Source organism: Tissierella pigra, from assembly GCF_018917845.1.
GTDB classification, from domain to species: domain Bacteria; phylum Bacillota; class Clostridia; order Tissierellales; family Tissierellaceae; genus Tissierella; species Tissierella pigra.
The window spans coordinates 465,229-484,434 of sequence record NZ_JAHLPJ010000001.1 but is presented as its reverse complement, the minus strand read 5'-3'; the positions used below and the strand labels follow the sequence as shown (position 1 = coordinate 484,434).

The window sequence follows — 19,206 nt, the reverse complement described above, 5'->3', positions numbered from 1 at the left end:
TTTTATTTAATTATCTAGTAAATAATTATATACTAGTTTAGATATTCTTCCTATACTTCTTTTTCCCTCTAAATCATCTTTCCCATTCCTTGTAAATATTCCTATTAAATAATGAATATTCTCCAATTGAAAAATACCTATATCATGATTCAATCCAGATAATTCTCCAGTTTTGTGAGCTATAGTTACTTCATCTAGAATATATCTAGGTAACATATCTCTATATTTTTGTCTAGTTAAAATATCCATCATTATATTACAGCTTTCTATATCAACTATGGATTTTCTATAGATTTTTTCCATAATTATAGCCATATCCATGGGACTAGTCATATTTTCTCTTCCTTCCCTTGCTCCTTGAAAATCCATCATTTTTCTCCTTAACACCGTATCATTACAATCTAACCTTTTTATACTTTCGTTAATTCTATCATAGCCTAAAAGGTCAATTAAAACATTAGTTGCAGTATTGTCACTCAGGATTATCATTAAGGTAATTAAATCAATTAATGGATATTCAGATAACTTCAGTTCAGATATAATACTATATGGAACTCTAGAGTTTTCTTGAATATTTATTTTTTCTTCTAATTTATATTCTCCATTTTGAATAGCATAAAACATTTCTACCATTATAGGAACTTTTATTAAACTGGCCGATGGGAATACATCTCTTTCGTTATACTTTAGTATCCATTGGTTTTTAGTTAAATCCTTTATAACAATAGAAATATCTTCATCTATATTATTTAGCTCTTTCATAATAATTTCTTTTATCATCTTTATCACCTTCTATTTATAATATCATGAAAAAGCCTCTAGATTAAATTGCTTTAACCTTTGAGGCCATATTTTAATCTATTTCTTTTCTAAAATATATACCATTTTACTCCATACCCTTTCAAATTGAGATACTTTGTATTCCCTCCGTACTGTTTCAACTTCTTTTGCTGCTGGGTCATTTACTATTATATATTCTTCTCCATTTTTTATTCTAAATCCTCTTACTACTAGTAAATGTCCAGATGGATAAGTTTGTGGTGCTCCAATTAATGAATCTTCAGTTATGGACTTTATAGAAGCTATAACAGGGATACCCCTTACTATTTTTTCTTTTATATCATTAATAGATGTAAACCTAGCCACATAAGAATATACTTTAGTACCTCCATAGGCAACATTAAAGGACCAGTTTCCATAAATATTTGACCCTTTATCCAATACATTTTCTGCTACTTCTACAGTATCTACATAGTACCCATAATATTCTAAAACCATGGATAAAGATGTGGGGCTACATATTACACTTCCTATTTCTGGCACTACCATTTGTGACCTTTCCGGTACATTGAGTTCCATGAAGTATTCCTTATCTAAGACTACAGCATTTTCTATTTCATCTATTAGTTTCAATGCAAAAAATATATTTCTTACTTTAGGACTAGGTATATTTATATCTTCACGTCTTAGTTCAACCATATAAATAATAGCATTTGCATCTTTTCCATAAAGTACTTCTAGTGTATCTATAGACATATTTATGATTTCATCAGATTGATTGTTTACACTTTCTCTATTCCCATTTTCAGACCATTTCCCATAGGTAACCCAATTACTCCATTGTTCTTGAACCTTTACCCTAACCAGTAGTTCAATTTCACTTCCCATTGGAGTATCTACATTCCATGAAGCTACTAACTCATTAAAATCTTGTGTAGTCATTATAGGTGATATATATTTTCCTTGAAGGGATGATTTTTCTAAAATTATTTCATTGTTATTATTGAGAATAATATTTTCTTTTTCTCCTTCTACAAAATCCTCTCCTCCATTGATAATTAAGTTTCCAAAGTAGAATAAGTCTTCTGCTTCAGTAAAATTGTTCCATTGGTTCATAAATACTCCCTCCCCCTTGTTTTAATTATATTCCATGTAAAATAGAGTTTTCATCTTAACTATTTATAATTTTAATATATTCTTCTATTTCCTCATTATTTGCCAATACAAAATGTTCAGGTTCTATTTCTATCCACTTAGGTGGATTATTTTCATAGTCATGGCAATTAGGGTCATAAACTTCCAGTACCTTAGACCTTTCCCTTCGCGGGTCAGGTAATGGAATAGCAGAGAATAAAGCTCTAGTATAGGGATGAAGCGGATTTTTGTAAAGTTTCTCCGTTTCTGCCAATTCAACTATTTTACCTTTATAAATCACTGCCACTCTATCGGTTATAAACCTTACTACAGATAAATCGTGGGCTATGAAAAGATAAGTCAACCCTTTATCCTTTTGCAGCTCCTTCATTAAATTTAGAACTTGAGCACGAATAGATACGTCTAAGGCTGATATAGGCTCATCTGCTATTATCAGCTCCGGTTCCATAACTACAGACCTTGCTATTCCTATTCTTTGTCTTTGTCCACCAGAAAATTCATGGGGAAAACGGCTTAGAAACTCAGGCAGCAGACCTACATCCAACAATGCTTTTTCTACTTTTTCTTTTCGTTCTTTTTCATCTCTATAATTTTTTAGATTATAAAGTCCTTCTGATACAATATAATCTACTTTTGCTCTTTCATTTAAAGACGCCATAGGGTCTTGAAATATCATTTGAATTCTTTTGGTTATTTCTCTATCTAAATCTTTACTTATTTTTCCATTAATCTTTCTTCCATTAAATATGATTTCCCCACCTGATGTTTCATTTAATCTTATTATAGCTCTACCTATAGTTGTTTTTCCAGACCCAGATTCTCCAACTAAACCAAAGGTTTCACCTTTATATATGTTAAAATTCACATTATCTACTGCTACAAATTTATTTTTCTTTCTTCTTCCAAATTCTACCTTTAAATCTTTTACTTCCAATAGCACTTCTTTTTCTTTACTAACCATGACTAACCACCTCCCACTGTGCCCTTAGAATCTTTATGGATTCTGGTGGCTCTACTTTAGGTGATCTAGGGTCTAGAATCCAAGTCTTTGCCTTATGAGTAGGGCTTACATCAAAATATGGTGGTTTATGAATAAAGTCAACTTTCAATGCCCTAGGATTTCTAGGTGCAAAAGCATCTCCCTTTATTTCATAAAATAAATTTGGAGGAGTACCTTTAATAGTAAATAAATCTTCTCCCTTTACTCCTAGTTGGGGCAACGAAGATAATAATGCCCAAGTATATGGATGCTGTCCATTATAAAATACTTCTTCACACTTTCCTATTTCAACTATATCTCCTGCATACATAACTGCTATTCTATCTGCTACATTGGCTACAACTCCTAAATCATGAGTAATATAAATAGTAGTCAATTTATATTTTTCCTTTAATCCTTTAAGTAAGTCTAATATTTGTGCTTGAATAGTTACATCTAATGCAGTAGTGGGCTCATCACATATCAATACCTTTGGAGTACAGGCTATGGCTATGGCTATGACTACTCTTTGTCTCATACCTCCTGAAAACTCATGGGGATATTGCCTATATCTTCTTTCTGGTTCAGTAATTCCTACATCTTTTAATATTTCTATGGTTTTCTTCTTGGCTTCATCTCTCTTCAGTCCCTGATGTAATTCTACTGCCTCTTGAACCTGTTTTCCAATACTCCTTAAAGGATTCAGAGAAGTCATAGGGTCTTGAAATACCATGGCAATTTTTTTCCCTCTGATTTTAATCCAATCCTCTTCCCTCTTATATTTGGATATTTCCTCACCTTCAAAGATTATACTTCCAGAGTCTATCCATCCATTACCATCTAATAATCCCATAAAGCTCTTAGTAAAAACTGATTTTCCTGAACCTGACTCTCCTACTATGGCTAGACTTTCTCCTTCGTACAAGTCTAAGGAAGCTTCTCTTATGGCTGTTAATATATCTCCTCTTAACTTAAATTTAATTACTAAATCTTTTACAGATAATATAATATTTTCCTTCTCCATAGTTACACCTCCTATACATGGTTTTTAGGGTCTGCTGCGTCAGAAAAAACATTTCCCATCATATAAAATGAGATAGTTATTATGGAAATAATTATTGATGGAAAAATCAACTGGTATCTTTGTGCTGGAGCCATCATAAGAAGTCTTCCTTCATTTATAAGATTTCCTAAAGATGGAATACTTACTGGTAATCCTAAACCTATATATGTTAGAAACACTTCATATCCAATTGTTTGAGGAATTGACAGTGCAATGCTTAACATTATAACCGATACTAAATATGGAAGTAGATTTTTAGTTATAATTCTTCTAGTAGGAGTACCTAAACATTTTGACGCTAGGTTATATTCTCTATCTCTAATAATAACCGTCAAATTTCTTACAAAGCGAGCCATATCAATCCAACTAGTCAACCCCATGGCAATTATCATGGTATATAAGCTTGGTTTCATTATATAGGTCATCAAAACCAATATTATAGTTTTTGGAATATTATTTATTACATTATAGATTTCAGTTATAGGCCTATCTAGCCAAGGTATATACCCCCACATTGCACCTATGGTAATTCCAATTACTGCTTCCCATGCCCCCACAACTAATCCAATAAGAAGTGATGTGCGAGAACCACTCCATATACGGGACCAAAGGTCTTGACCAATTGAATTTGTTCCAAATAAAAACTCTGAATCTGGAGGATTATTTGAAAGCGGTAGTCTAGTTTCTTGATTTATATGGATTTCAGTTGGTGATTTTTGATTTGGTAAATAAGGTTGTATCAAGGTGAATATAAGTAAGAGAGACATTAAAATCAAAAGGAATACCGCTAGTTTATTTTGAATAAAAACTTTCCATGTAGAATACCAATAGGAGTAATTAGAGTATCCTCCTCTTTTAGCTTCTTCTTCATCATATTCCTGAAATTCAAATAAGTCTTCATTTATAGAATCTGTTAATTTATTTACTATACTTTTTCCCATTATCTAGCTCCTCCTTTTTTCTCTAAATTTATACGAGGATCAAAGATAGCCATAAGTATATCTCCCAAAAATAGCCCTACTATTCCTATGGAAGAATATATAAGTACTAATGCCTGTACTAAAGTATTATCTTGTCTTTTAATGACTTCCACCAATAGTCCTCCCATACCTGGAATTGAATATAAAGATTCAATATAAATTGAACCTGCTATGGTAAATAATATGGTGGCAGGAAGGTATTGTGCCATAGGGACAAAGGCGTTACGAAATACGTGTTTTATCATTATTTTTCTACCTTTTAATCCTTTAGCTCTAGCCAATTTCACATAGTCTTTATTCAATTCATCTACCATATATCTTCTTATCCACATTGCATAACTGGCTATCCCTCCTAAGGACATGGATATAGTAGGTAATATCCAGCTTATGGGCTTATCTATATCAAATAATATAGGGAGTTTAAATACACTGGTCAAATATAATTGTAAGAAAAGAAAATATACTGCCGCAGGTACTGCTCTTATAAACACTACATATCCTGTTCCCAATTTATCCCACATCTTGCCTTTACCCATTGCCATGGCAATTCCTAGACTTACTCCTGCAACTAGAGAAATTCCTATGGCTGCTAGACCAAAATATAGAGAATATGGTATTTTATCTTTAATTATTTCGGCAACAGGAACCTTTGGTCTAAAGGTAATAGACTGACCTAAATCTCCTTCTAATAATTTCTTATAAAAGCTGCCTAATTGTTTATGTATAGGATCTCGCAACCCCATACTTGTCAAAATAGCTTCTTTCTGCTGTTCATCTAATTTATCATAAGATGCCCCGAAATATCCTTCTTCAGGTAATAATCGCATAAGTAAAAATACTATGGTCACTATTATAAATAGGGTAAATAAAGATTGTAATAGTCTCTTAATAGAATACTTTATCATGTTCTCCCTTCTTTCTATACATAACTAAATATAATATAGTATCTTAATTTATAGACCTAAGGATTACAAATAATCCTTAGGTCTATATTATTATTTGTCAGCTTTCAATGCCTTTGCACGTTCTTCTTCCCATACATCAAGTGCTTTTTTATATTCTTCTGTATTCATAGGCTTTTCCATGATACGCTGTCCCTTATATCTTTGTGATGATACTCCAAATGGTGAATACTGAGATTCAAATGGGTTCAATCTACCTGCTGCATATCCTCCACCACCAACTGCATAAGGAATGACAAAAGCTTCTTTGATTAAAAATGCTTCTGCTTCAGCAAATAACTCATAACGCTTATTTATGTCTCTAACTTCTGCTTTAGCTTTATTAGTTAAGTTGGTGTAAGTCTTTTCTCCATTGGAATCTGTATAGCCTTCTACATATTCTGGGAAATTATAGTTTGCCCCAGGAGTAAATGGGTCTGTATATGTTTCTGGATCTGCATAATCTGGTCCCCAGTTACATTCTAAGAATCCATATTTTCCAGAACGCCTTACTTCTGTTAAGAAGTTTGTAGGTGGTTTTGGATCTATTTGAATATCTATATAATCCTTTCCTAACAGGTTCTCCATCTGCTGTTCTATGACCTGCACTCTATTTGCTAATTCAGTTCCACCTGAGTTATATGGCATATATACTATTATTGGGAATTTTGCCTTGCCTTGTAATTCTTTCATAGCTTTATCTCTATATTCTTTTGCTAATGTTTCGTTAAATGAATCTGTATTTACAAATTCATCTAGTCCTCCTAATTCAGTATAATCCACTCCAGCTAGGTCAACAAAGCTCTTTGGTGTAATAGTATTTGATAATCTTTGCTCTGGATTATAAGGTTCTGATGTTGTCATGGCAGATTTTCTATCTAGTCCATGAAATAGTGATTTACGGAAGCTTTGGTTATTTACGGCAATTTTCCAATTATCTGGTTCATATTCAGCATCAAATTTAGGGTCAAAATTCAATGCGTAAAAATAAGTATAGAAATTGGTTCTAATTGGTCTGACTACATCTTTTTTAACTGGGTCTTTCAGCCATTCCTCAATTAAAGAAGCTGGAATCTCTGCATAATCAGTTTCTCCACGTAGAAATAATTCTGGGGATAGTGTTGCAGATTCCTGATTATAAGTTTCCTTTATTCTATCTATAAATATATTATCCTTATCCCAGTACTCCTGATTTTTCACAAGGATTCTTCTAGTTTGTGGCTCAAAGGTTTCCATTATAAAAGCTCCATTGTATAATACATTAGTATTGTCTGTTCCAAATCTACCTCCTACTTCTTCTAAAAAATCTCCATTAACAGGTAAGAAACAAATATAATTTAACATGGATAAAAAATATGGTGTATTTTCTTTTAAAGTATACTCCAATGTATAATCATCTAAAGCCTTTACTCCTACTTGCTCAAAGTCATCTATTTCCCCATTGTAAAACTCCTCTGCATTTTTAATTACAGAATAAAATATATTTGCAGTTTGAGATTCATTACTAGGGTCTAGTAAGTATTTAGCTGCATCTACAAAATCCTTAGCTTTAGTTTCCGCATATTCCTTACCATCATAAGTAAGCCACTTTACTCCCTCACGAATTTTTAAAGTCCAAATCAATCCATCTTCTGTATTATGCCATTCAGTTGCTAAGCCAGGTATAACCACTCCGTATTTATCATAATCAATTAAACTGTCTACCATATTTGCAGCTAAGGCAAATTCATTTGTACTTGCAGTTACTAAGTAGTTTAATGTGGTGATTTCTCCTGAATAGACTGTTGAATACTCAACAAGCTCTCCTCCTTTTCCTGAAGCCTTATCTGTTTTTCCTTTACATCCTGCCAAGATCATCATTATTGCTAACATCATTGCTATTAACCTTTTCATTGTTATCCCCCTTTATTTTAAAATTATATAATGCTGTCCCCCTTCCTCAAGGTAATGATTTTAGTATCAATATATTTAAGGTTTACTAACTATTTATTATGATTTTGAAAATATTATTCCATATAAATAGATTAGAAATAATTGTTATATAAAACAAACATATTTTAAATATTCTAACTAGGTTTTATTGACGCAATTATCTGATAATTTTAATTGTAAGTTGACATCAGTCAACTCTATGAACTAAAACTTAAATTTCTAATTTCTTTAAATCCTAATCCTCCATCATCGTTTAAGATGATTCTATAGTCATTGAATTCTGGTCCTCCTATAATTGGGTCTTCTTTGCATAACCCTGGACCATCTAAATCTATCTTTGTTATTATCTTTTTAGATGCTGCTAAATGAGCTGCTGCACTTACACTTAATTTACTTTCTAACATACACCCTATCATACATTCTACTCCATATATTTCTGCAACAGAACATATCTTTAGTGCATTGTGAATCCCACCTGTTTTCATTAATTTAATATTTATTAAATCAGCAGCTCTGTTTTGAATTATCTTCACTGCATCTTCTGGTGAAAATACAGATTCATCAGCCAATATAGGTATATTTACATTATCTGTTACAAACTTTAATCCATCTAAGTCACTGGCTAAAACCGGTTGTTCTACAAGCTCTATATTGAAACCTTTATCTTCCATCTTTCTAAGTAACATAACGGCTTCTTTTGGCTTCCAGCCTTGATTTGCATCTAATCTTAAATCTATATTATATCCCACTGCATCTCTTATTGCCTTTATTCTTTCCATATCCATCTTTGAATCAAGACCTACTTTTATTTTTAAAGTCTTATATCCTCTCTTTACAGCATCAATACTATCCTCTGCCATTTCAGAAGGCTCGTTTACACTTATGGTTAAATCTGAAATTATTTCCTTTTTATATCCTCCTAAAAGTTTATATAAAGGTGCATTATACAGTTGTCCGAAAAGATCATATATTGCAATATCTACTGCCGCTTTAGCAGATGTATTTTTAATTATAGATTTATCTATTCTGGTCATTATTTCTTCCATATTCTCTATATCCAAACCTATTATTTGAGGTGCTATATAATCTTCTATGGCACATCTTATGGACCCATTAGTATCTCCTGTAATTACAGCTGTAGGCGCTGCTTCTCCATATGCTACATGACCTGTATCAGTAACTACCTTAACTACTATATCTTCAATACTATGAACTGTTCTAAGGGCAGTTTTAAAAGATTTTTTAAGAGGTACTGTTATTTTGCCTACTTTTATTTCTTTTATCTTCATTTAATCCCTCCTTAGTAGTATTATTCTATATTATATTTCTTTATTTTCTCGTAAAATGTAGTCTTACTTATTTTTAAGGCTTCCATTGTCCTTTTCTTGTTTCCCTTATAAATGGACAAAATCTCCTCTATTAATTTCTTTTCATATTCTTCTAATGAATCCTTTAGAGATTTTATACTTTCATCTTTATTTTCTTGTTTATTTGATCCTAGTTTTATATGTTTAGAAAGAATATTATTTCCTTCTGCTAAGTTAACAGCCCTTTCTAAAATATTTTCTAACTCCCTTATATTTCCTGGCCAATTATATTTAACCAATATATTAATTGCTTCTGAAGAAATTCTTTTAGGCTCACATCCTATTTCTCTACATATTTTAGGAAGCAAAGTATCTATTAGTGGAATTATATCTTCTTTACGTTCTCTCAAGGGAGGTATCCATATGGGAAATACATTTATCCTATAATATAAATCTTCTCTAAAATTTCCCTTTAACATTTCCTCCTCTAAATTCTTGTTAGTGGCAGCAATTATCCTTATATTTACTTCAATCTTTTCTGTACCACCTACTCTATAAAGCCATTTTTCTTGGATAATTTGCAATAGCTTAACTTGTAAATTCATAGGTATATCTCCGATTTCATCTAGAAATATAGTTCCACCATTGGCTATTTCAAAAAAACCCTTTTTCCCTTCAGAAAGTGCTCCTGTGAAAGCCCCTTTCTCATATCCAAATAATTCAGATTCCAATAGAGTTTCAGGTATAGAACCACAATTTACATGGATAAACCTTTTGCTTTTAAGCTTACTATTTTCATGGATATGCTTTGCAAGAATAGTCTTTCCTGTTCCACTTTCTCCAAGAAGCAATACATTGGAATTAGTCTTCGATGCCTTTAATGCCATTCTTTTTACAGTTTCAATTTCTTTACTGTCTCCCCTAAAGTCTGAAAATGCTATATTCAATATCTTTTCTTCATTTAATTGAATTTCTGCTTTTTCCAGCTTATTAATGGCATTATCTCTTTCCTTTATAATTCTCTTTATTTCTGAAATATCTTCAACCTTTAAAGCCGCACCTATTCTGTTATTTTTGTCTTCCACAGGTAAAAGTGTACACATAGTAGGATAGCCATTAATATCTTCAAATCTATCTATATAACTAATATCTTCACCTTTAGCCACATTAAAAAATTCTTCAATTATTGAATCCGATTTATGAATTTGAAAAATGTTTTTTCCTATTACATCTAAAGTCTCCGTGTTTTTACCTTTAGGTCTATATACTTTTCCCTTTAGTAAATCATTGATGCTCTCTTCTCTTGCAGTATATCCATGGGATTGATAAAATTTCATTTCTTTAGTAGTTCCATCTAAAATCACCATATGTCCAATGGCATTGATATAATTCATGATAAACTCTTCATCTCTTACTTTAATGGATATTAGTTTATTTGCAAAATCTATTTTTATCTCCATAGGAATTTCCAAATACTCTGTGTTTAGAACTAAAGAACTTTCTTTATGATTACTTTTTAAAGTCTTAAAGACTGGTTCTATTATTCCATTTTCATTAAATACTCCAACTACAATAAGAGAATCTCCTTTACCTATGGTATTATCTTTTATTCCTAAAAACTTCAATGTTTCAGAGTCTATTTTCCCATCGTCTTTACCTATTGAATTGTCACCAATAATGATTATATCACCAGACTCTAACTTTCCTTCCTCATGGTGTTTTTGTCCTTCTTGTGTTATACCAAAAATTTCCTTGGCCTTTTCATTATAAATCCGAATACTTCCCTTATTATCTATTACTATAAATCCTTCAGACATCATATCAGTAAACATTTTTACATAGGATTCTGAATTAAAAGCCATTTAATCACCCTTTAGAGATATTTTTCATTCAATTATATCACTTTTTGATGATTTATTGTAGTACCATATTAAAATTTATAGTATAAACATCTTTGCTGTTATGATTTCCTGAATATTTTGACCTATATATTCTACGGTATGAGGATCTATAAGTGTCACTCCTGGATAATAACTAGCCCTTCTAGCATCTTGATGTTCTCTGAATCTTATTTCCATTTTAAATTCTTTTGGAGATTCTATTTTACATTTATCTATTTTTTGTAATCCATTTTTTACTCCTTCTTTTATTAACTCACAGGCAGTATCTGGATGAATATTAAATGTTGCTCCACCTTTTCCAACCTTTACATCTACAGTTTCTATATTTGGAATCAGTTTTTTTGCACTTTCACATAACATCTTATCTCCTGATAAAAATACTGCTGGAACATTGTAATATTCAGATATAAATGTATTGATTGCAAATTCAGATGCTATTTCTCCATTTATTTTTATCCAGGTTATTTTTTTAGAATTCATTGTATGTGCCAATGGATTTCCATCTTCTCCTGCTGCGGAATGATAGCCTATGAAAATTGTAGCATCAAAGCTTTCATCTATACCTGCCATCATTGATTCAGGAGATGAGTCCCACCCTCTTATGACCTTTGCCTCCTTGGGAAATCTTGATATATTCATATTTCTTGCTGAATCATGGGCATCTTTTATTATTATTTCTGTAGCACCAGCATCACAAGCTCCTTCACAAGCTGCTATGGTTTCCTTTATCATTTGTTCAACTGCCCATTGCCATTCACCATGACCTAATTCAGTTTCATTCCAATTAGTAACTCCTGTTATTCCTTCTATATCTACACTAATATAAACTTTCATTATTTCACTCTCCATTATATATTTAATAATTTAAGTAAAGCCTTTGTCTGTAAAAGAACTCCTACCTTTATACATTCTTCATCTGCTATGAAGTTTCCATTGTGAATTGGTGCTGTCCAACCCTTAGATTTATTTCCGCAGCCTAAATTATAATATGCCCCTTTTACTTTTTCTAGAAAATAAGAAAAATCATCTGCACCCATACTTGGAAATTCCTTAAACTCTACATTATCTTTTCCTAATAGGTTTTCAGCTGTATCCTGTAAAATATTTACCACTTCATCATTATTTATAAGAGCAGGATAACCTTCTTCAAAATGAACCTTTCCTTCACCTCCATAAACATTTGCTGTATTTTCTACAATTTCTTTTAGCCTTTTCTTTGCAAATAATCTTGTATCTTCGTCTAATGTCCTTAAAGTACCAGATATAATGACTTCATCTGTTATTATATTATTTTTTGTTCCTCCATTGATTTTACCTAAAGTTAAAACAACTGAGTTAAGAGGAGATATATTTCTGCTTACTAGTGATTGTAAAGCAGTAATTATATATCCAGATATAACTATGGCGTCTACTGATTCCTCGGGATAAGCTGCATGACTGGATTTACCCTTTATCTTTATGGAAAATTCATTGGTGGCAGCATTCATTTTACCCTGTTTCAGTTGAATTTTACCTACATCTAAATAAGGCATTACATGGAGAGATAATATATAATCCACATCTGGATTTTGTAAATATCCTTCATCTATCATCTGCTTTGCTCCCCCTATGGTTTCCTCTGCTGGTTGAAAAAATATTTTTATATTTCCACATATATTTTCTTCCATATCCTTCAAGATTTTGGCTACTCCAAGATGGATAGTTGTATGAATGTCGTGACCACAAGCGTGCATTACTCCTTTATTTAGAGATTTAAACTCTAAGTCATTTAGTTCCTTAATTGGCAAAGCATCTATATCTGCCCTAGCCCCTACAGTTTTACCAGGTTTTTTTCCTCTTATTATGGCAACTACTCCTGTTTTAGCCACATTTTTTATATGCTCTATTTCCCATTTTTCAAGATATTCACATATCTTTTCATGGGTTCTATATTCTTCCTCACTTAATTCAGGATATTTATGAAAATCCCTTCTTATATCTACTAACTCCCCGAACAAATCATCTACTCTTTTTTCTATATCCATCTAATTCTCCTTAACCAATATAATCTATTATATCTACTATTTCTCCATCTCTAATATAAACCCTTGGTACTCTCATACTAATTTTGCTGATTATTTCATTTTTATTGGTTTCTCCCAGTAATGCCGCATTATGAATATTTAAAGAACCATCAGTTCCATCACCATAAATAATCGCTTCTTCTCCCTCTGAAACTTTTCCTATATCTGTTAAATCTACCATACATTGATCCATACATATTACTCCAATAATAGGTGCCTTTTGCCCATTGACCATGACATAGCCTTTATCCCTTAGATTTCTTGGATAACCATCAGCATATCCAAAAGGCATTGTTCCAATTATACTATCTCTTTCTGCTTTCCATAAGAAATCATAGCTTACTCCTTCACCTTTATTTATTTTTCTTATATTATATATCTTGGTTTTAAATTTTAACACCTGTTTTATATCTAGTGAATTATGATGAAAGCCCTTTATACCATAAATTATAGCCCCAGGTCTAATCATATTCATTCTAAACTCTGGATAATCTACTGCTGATATACTATCTTCAATATGGGTATATTTAAAGGATATTCCTCTATTGGTTAAGTCTTTTATTACATTTTTAAATCTATTATATTGTTTTTCATCTTCATCTTTATTTGTAAGGGCAAGGTGAGAAAACATACCTTCTACGTTTATATTTGGTAGTTTGCAGATTTTTTCTATTTCATCTATACTTTCCTTTGAATCTCTAAATCCCAATCTATTAAACCCAGTATCATATTTTATATGGACTATGGGTTTCTTATTATATTTAATCCCATAACCATCTAATACCTTGGCTTGATTATATGAAAATATGCTTTGGATAATATTATATTTCACTACATATTCTAAAAGTCTATCAGGAGTAAATCCCATAATAAATATTGGGTATCGGGGGAAGTTTTTTCTTAAATCCAATGCCTCATTTAAAGTTGCTACTGCTAATAAGTCTGATCCGTTTTCCATTAAATCCTTGGCAATACCATTAGCTCCATGTCCATATCCGTTTGCCTTTACTACTGAAGCTATTGCCACATTTTTTCCCACCATATTTCTTATGCTTTTTATATTATATATTAAATTATCCAAGTTGACTTCAAGAAATGTATCCCTTAAAAGTTCCATCTATATCCTCCTATTTATTTGATTATATTAATTATATAGATAACCAACATCATAATAAAAAATATACGTTCGTGCTGTTTCGAATATGGATAACTCCTACAATTCATTCAGCTACAAAATCCTAAAATTTATAAACTCGCTACGCTCAAACATATAAATTTCTTTACGGATTTTATAGCTTCATTCATTGGGAGTAGTATCCAGTGAAACGAGCGATAGCAAAGTTGAATTGTAGATACTACCGTCAGGGTTGGCGAGACTTGTACCGACTGTATGGAGGTTCAAGTCCGCAACCTACGGCTGGAGTTATTCCATATTCTGCAAATGCACTTCCTTAATATTTTTTATTATGATTTCATGTTGGTTATCTATAAATCATTTCTTAATATATCATCATAGGTTTCTCTTTTAACTATTAATCTATCTTTTCCTTCGGTTATCATAACTACAGCAGGTCTTGGTATTCTATTATAGTTACTGGACATGGAGTAATTATATGCACCAGTAGACAATACCCCCAGGAAATCTCCTCTTTCAACCTTTGGTATTTTTAAATCCCAAATTAAAATATCTCCAGATTCACAACATTTTCCCGCTATGGTAACTATCTCTGTTGGTTCTTCATGAATCTTATTTATAATTACACCTTCGTATTTTGCCTCATAAAGACTTGGTCTAGGATTATCAGGCATTCCTCCATCAATAGATATATATGTTCTGACTCCTGGAATTTCTTTAATGGCTCCTATGGAATAAATGGTCATACCTGCTTCGCCTACTACCCATCTTCCTGGTTCTATTATTATTAAAGGTCTTTCTAAATCATATGACTTACATTGCTTTTCTATTTCTATCATTATGGAATCTGTATAATATGACAAAGGCTTTCTGTGTTCGTCTTCAGAATAATGAATACCATAGCCACCACCAGTATTTAATTCCTTTGTAATAAATCCATATTCATCTTTAACTTTTTTCATTAACTTTGTCATTATATCTATTGCCTTAATATGATTTTCATTATCGGAAAGTTGAGAGCCAATATGGAAATGAAATCCTAGTAACTCAGTAAACTCTAAATTCAATGCTTTTTCCATGGCAGAACTTATGGTTTTTTCAGTTAATGGAATTCCAAACTTTGAATCCACTTGCCCAGTCTGTATATATTTATGGGTGTCACTTTCTAAACCAGGACTTATTCTAAACAGTATATAAACCTTCTTATTCTTTTCCTTGGCTATTTCTTCAATTAAATCCATTTCCTCTATATGGTCTACTACTATTCTTCCTACATTGTTTTCTATTGCCAATTCTAATTCATCTATAGTTTTGTTATTTCCATGAAATATTATATCTTCCATGGGAAATTCTGCTTTCATGGCAGTATAAAGCTCACCACCAGACACTACATCCATTCCTATTCCCTCTCTATGGACTATTCTAGCCATTTCCTTAGTTAAAAAAGCTTTACTTGCATATACTGCTCTAGTTTTTTCATGTCTATTTAAAAAATCATTCTTTATTTCTCTTAATCTCTCCACAATATAATCCTCAGACATTATATAAAGAGGGGTTTTATATTTTTCTGCTAATTTTACAATATCGCATCCTGCAAACATAAGATTTTTCATGTAATCCAACTCCTATAAATCATTTCTATTTTATATTATAACGTAAGCAAAAAATATGCCAATTTAAGAAATGGATAAACTTTAGGTTTTTTTTAAATTTAAACTTAATCTTAATAGTTTTTTCCTAATTACAGTACTCTTTTCCCCTTTTCAGAACCTTAAATTAACTTCAAATAAATATAATAAGTCGATGAATTTAACTTTTTCATCGACTTATACTTATTATAAAGCTTTCACTTTTACTAAAATCTTGTAGAATATGATTAAAGCTATTAAATAAATCATCCCAATAAACCCATAGACTTTAAGACCTATAAATATTGCAGCTAAAATCATTATTGGATGAATATCTAAACTAGTTGATACTAGTTTAGGTTCTACTATCTGACGAACCACTGTAACTATGGCTAATAATACCATTATTCCTACTGCAACAAATGTATTTCCTATAATAAAGTAATATATAGCCAGTGGTATATAAACTATACTAACACCAACTATAGGCAAAACATCCATAAATGATGCCGTAAAGCTGAGAATCAAGGCATACTCAATGCCAAGTATTGAAAATCCAATTAATGTTTCAACAAAGGTTATTAGAATTACTGTACAAAAGGCTTTAATATATCCTGTAATCATGCTGATTGCCTGTTTTATAACATTCTCCATTCTACGTTTTCCCTGTGGAGAGAAAATAGAATAGAAATTTTGATTAAAAAAGCTCATATCTTTTGAAAAAAAGTAAGTAGCCAAAAATGTGATAAATCCAATCATTAATACAGATGGCACTTTAAGTACAAAAGATAAAATAGAGTTTAAAATCTTAATTAATACATTCAGTACATTGTTCATCATAGCACTTAAATATTGATAAGTTTTTTCCAATATAGTAGGATCTAATTGCCCAAATATTTTACTTGCCTCATGGGTCAATTCCTTTATATAATCCTTTATAACTTCAATATTAGGAATCTTTGTAATAAGCAATATTGCTTCGTTTGTAATCTTAAATAATATGACTGATATTATTACCAATATTACAGTAAAAACCAATATGGTAGTTATTAAAGAGGATATTCCATTGGAAATCTTCATCTTTCTTTGAATATACCTATTTAATGGTTTTATCCATAATGCTAATACAAAAGCTAAGACAAATGGTAGTGTATAAGGCAATGTAAGAAAAAATAATACATATATTGCTGTAAAGACTGCAAAAAATATTCCTGTTTTTTTAAGTTTACTGATAAATAATTGATCAAACATATTAATCCCCTCTCTGTATTCAGTTGTATCAATCCATAATAATATGAAATAATTATACTATATAATTATATAAGATTACTACAATCAAATATGTAAAATTTACTAAAATACTATTAACAATTAAGGAACAAAGGTACATACCTTTGTTCCTTAATATGATTTTCTATATTATGGTTTTCTATAATTTTTCTGCAAAACGCTTTCCAAACTCTACACATTCTGCTTTTCCATTTTCATCAGGATTCCAAAGAATTTTTATTCCTTCCTGTACTAATTCAAGTTTTGCATCCTTTATTTTTTGTTCTAATACATCAACACATTCACCAGACCAGCCATAAGAACCAAAGGCAGCCGCTTTTTTGTTCTTAAATCCTATTCCTTTTATCATTTCAAGGATGCCAGCTGTTGCGTGCATTATACTCTTATTTACTGTAGATGAACCAAATAATACAGCCTTTGACTTAAATAATTCTGTTATTATATCATTTTTATCTGTAATTCCTGCATTATATAATTTTACAGTTACATTTTTATCTACTGACTTTATACCTTCTGAAATAGATTCTGCCATTGATTTTGTACAATCCCACATAGTATCATATACTATTGTAATTTGGTTTTCTTGATATGAATTAGCCCATTCTAAATATTTTTCAACTATTTGTGCTGGATTATCTCTCCAAATAATTCCATGGGATGTGGCTATCATACTAAGAGGAAGATTAAAGCTTAAAACTTCTTCTATTTTCTTAGTTACTAAAGCACTAAATGGAGTTAAAATATTTGCATAGTATTTGATACATTCAGCCCATAGTTCACATTGATCAACTAAATCATTAAACATTAAGTCTGAAGCATAATGTTGTCCAAAGGCATCATTACTAAATAATATATTGTCTCCACTCATGTAAGTCATCATACTATCTGGCCAATGAAGCATTCTTGCTTCTACAAATGTTAAAGTAGATTCCCCTATATTTAAAGTATCTCCTGTTTTTACCTCTACAAAATTCCAGTCTTCATGGTAATGACCTTTTAATATCTTTGCACCATTTGCAGTACAGTAAATTGGTGTATTTGGTATTTCTTTCATTAATAATGGTAAAGCACCACTATGGTCTACTTCTGAATGTTGTGCGATTATATAATCGATATCATTTAAATCAATTTCTTTCTTTAGGTTTTCAATAAATTCATGGGCAAATGGACCCCATACAGTATCAATAAGTACTGTCTTTTCGTCTTTAATTAAGTATGAGTTATATGATGACCCCTTATGTGTTGAATATTCTTCACCATGAAATGTTCTTAATTCCCAATCAATTTTTCCTACCCATTTTACCTTATCTGTAAGTTTAAAACTCATTATGACCCCTCCTTATATTTTTTCATGAAATCTTACATTATATTTACCCATCTTTTACATTAAATATTATTAATTTGTTATTTATTTTAACAAAAGGGGTAAAATCATAGTGAAAATATTTTAAGAGGTGAAAAATTTGAACTCAATAAAGGTAATGGTAGAGGAGCATGAAAATATAAGAAGAATGTTAAAGGTAATTAGAGAAGTTTCCTACAGATTAATGACTCAAGGGGATTATGATATAGATGATTTCCCAAGAATAATTGATTTTGTAAGAACATATGCAGATAAACATCATCATGGAAAAGAAGAGGATATTCTTTTCAAGACCATGAATGAGGAAATAGAAAAATTATCTAAATCAGGTGCAATAACTGGAATGTATATAGAACATGATATGGGAAGACTCTATATGGCAAACTTGGAAAAGGCCATAGAAGGCTTTAAATCTGGCGATGATAAAAAACGATTGGATATTATAGCCAATGGAATTTCCTATAGTGATTTATTAGATAGACATATAGAAAAAGAAAATACAGCTATGTATAAGTTTGCAGAAAACATGTTAAATGATAATACAAAATTATTTATTGAAAACGAATGTGAAAAAATAGAGAATTTAGCCACTGAAGCCGGTGTCCAAAATAAATATATTGCATTAATAGAAGAAATGGAGAGTAAATATCTATAGAATCAATATTAAGAGTGACCTAAGTACTAGAATA

17 protein-coding genes are annotated in these 19,206 nt (G+C 31.0%); 2 read left to right on the top strand and 15 right to left on the bottom strand.

Going from position 1 to position 19,206, the window contains the following annotated elements; translation table 11 throughout:
• Positions 1-6 precede the first annotated feature (6 nt).
• The 12 genes from KQI41_RS02335 to alr form a co-directional block, all read right to left on the bottom strand.
• Complete coding sequence (locus KQI41_RS02335; RefSeq protein WP_216584765.1) at positions 7-780, bottom strand: serine hydrolase; 774 nt, start codon at positions 778-780, stop codon at positions 7-9.
• A gap of 78 nt (positions 781-858) precedes the next feature.
• Positions 859-1,896 carry a peptidase C39 family protein gene (locus KQI41_RS02330; protein ID WP_216584764.1) on the bottom strand — a complete coding sequence of 346 codons (1,038 nt, stop codon included), beginning with the start codon at positions 1,894-1,896 and terminating at the stop codon, positions 859-861.
• 55 nt (positions 1,897-1,951) lie between these two features.
• Complete coding sequence (locus KQI41_RS02325; protein ID WP_216584763.1) at positions 1,952-2,896, bottom strand: ATP-binding cassette domain-containing protein; 945 nt, start codon at positions 2,894-2,896, stop codon at positions 1,952-1,954.
• A complete protein-coding gene (locus KQI41_RS02320; RefSeq protein WP_154442056.1) occupies positions 2,889-3,938 on the bottom strand; it encodes an ABC transporter ATP-binding protein in 1,050 nt (349 codons plus the stop codon). Before KQI41_RS02320 ends, KQI41_RS02325 begins: the two co-directional genes overlap by 8 nt.
• 11 nt (positions 3,939-3,949) lie before the next feature.
• The gene (locus tag KQI41_RS02315; RefSeq protein WP_244971079.1) at positions 3,950-4,918 is read right to left on the bottom strand and encodes an ABC transporter permease; all 969 of its coding nucleotides are present in this window, start codon (positions 4,916-4,918) and stop codon (positions 3,950-3,952) included.
• Positions 4,918-5,862, bottom strand: coding sequence for an ABC transporter permease (locus KQI41_RS02310; RefSeq protein ID WP_154442052.1), 945 nt, complete (start codon positions 5,860-5,862; stop codon positions 4,918-4,920). Before KQI41_RS02310 ends, KQI41_RS02315 begins: the two co-directional genes overlap by 1 nt.
• Before the next feature lie 90 nt (positions 5,863-5,952).
• On the bottom strand, positions 5,953-7,791 hold the full coding sequence (locus KQI41_RS02305) for a peptide ABC transporter substrate-binding protein (protein WP_216584762.1): 1,839 nt from the start codon (positions 7,789-7,791) through the stop codon (positions 5,953-5,955).
• 236 nt (positions 7,792-8,027) lie between these two features.
• On the bottom strand, positions 8,028-9,119 hold the full coding sequence (locus tag KQI41_RS02300; RefSeq protein WP_154442048.1) for a dipeptide epimerase: 1,092 nt from the start codon (positions 9,117-9,119) through the stop codon (positions 8,028-8,030).
• Positions 9,120-9,139: 20 nt separating this feature from the next.
• A complete protein-coding gene (locus KQI41_RS02295) occupies positions 9,140-10,999 on the bottom strand; it encodes a sigma-54 interaction domain-containing protein (protein WP_154442046.1) in 1,860 nt (619 codons plus the stop codon).
• Positions 11,000-11,074: 75 nt separating this feature from the next.
• The gene (locus tag KQI41_RS02290; protein ID WP_154442044.1) at positions 11,075-11,872 is read right to left on the bottom strand and encodes a M55 family metallopeptidase; all 798 of its coding nucleotides are present in this window, start codon (positions 11,870-11,872) and stop codon (positions 11,075-11,077) included.
• Between the two features lie 14 nt (positions 11,873-11,886).
• On the bottom strand, positions 11,887-13,062 hold the full coding sequence (locus KQI41_RS02285; RefSeq protein WP_216584761.1) for a M20 metallopeptidase family protein: 1,176 nt from the start codon (positions 13,060-13,062) through the stop codon (positions 11,887-11,889).
• A 10-nt stretch (positions 13,063-13,072) separates the two neighbouring features.
• On the bottom strand, positions 13,073-14,218 hold the full coding sequence (alr, locus tag KQI41_RS02280; RefSeq protein WP_216584760.1) for an alanine racemase: 1,146 nt from the start codon (positions 14,216-14,218) through the stop codon (positions 13,073-13,075).
• Positions 14,219-14,421: 203 nt separating this feature from the next.
• On the opposite strand from alr, the gene KQI41_RS19045 reads away from it, so the two are divergent.
• A complete protein-coding gene (locus tag KQI41_RS19045) occupies positions 14,422-14,556 on the top strand; it encodes a hypothetical protein (protein ID WP_280634046.1) in 135 nt (44 codons plus the stop codon).
• A gap of 30 nt (positions 14,557-14,586) precedes the next feature.
• Here the strand turns inward: KQI41_RS19045 and lysA are convergent, their stop codons facing one another.
• From lysA to KQI41_RS02265, 3 genes are all read right to left on the bottom strand, one after another.
• Positions 14,587-15,849 (bottom strand): diaminopimelate decarboxylase, encoded by a 1,263-nt coding sequence (lysA, locus tag KQI41_RS02275; RefSeq protein WP_216584759.1) that lies wholly within the window; start codon positions 15,847-15,849, stop codon positions 14,587-14,589.
• Positions 15,850-16,071: 222 nt separating this feature from the next.
• The gene (gene ytvI, locus KQI41_RS02270) at positions 16,072-17,115 is read right to left on the bottom strand and encodes a sporulation integral membrane protein YtvI (RefSeq protein ID WP_154442035.1); all 1,044 of its coding nucleotides are present in this window, start codon (positions 17,113-17,115) and stop codon (positions 16,072-16,074) included.
• A gap of 178 nt (positions 17,116-17,293) precedes the next feature.
• Positions 17,294-18,481, bottom strand: a complete 1,188-nt coding sequence (locus tag KQI41_RS02265) for an anaerobic nitric oxide reductase flavorubredoxin (protein ID WP_216584758.1) — start codon at positions 18,479-18,481, stop codon at positions 17,294-17,296.
• A 136-nt stretch (positions 18,482-18,617) separates the two neighbouring features.
• Here KQI41_RS02265 and KQI41_RS02260 point away from each other — a divergent pair, with 136 nt between their 5' ends.
• Complete coding sequence (locus tag KQI41_RS02260) at positions 18,618-19,172, top strand: hemerythrin domain-containing protein (RefSeq protein ID WP_154442031.1); 555 nt, start codon at positions 18,618-18,620, stop codon at positions 19,170-19,172.
• Positions 19,173-19,206 lie beyond the last annotated feature (34 nt).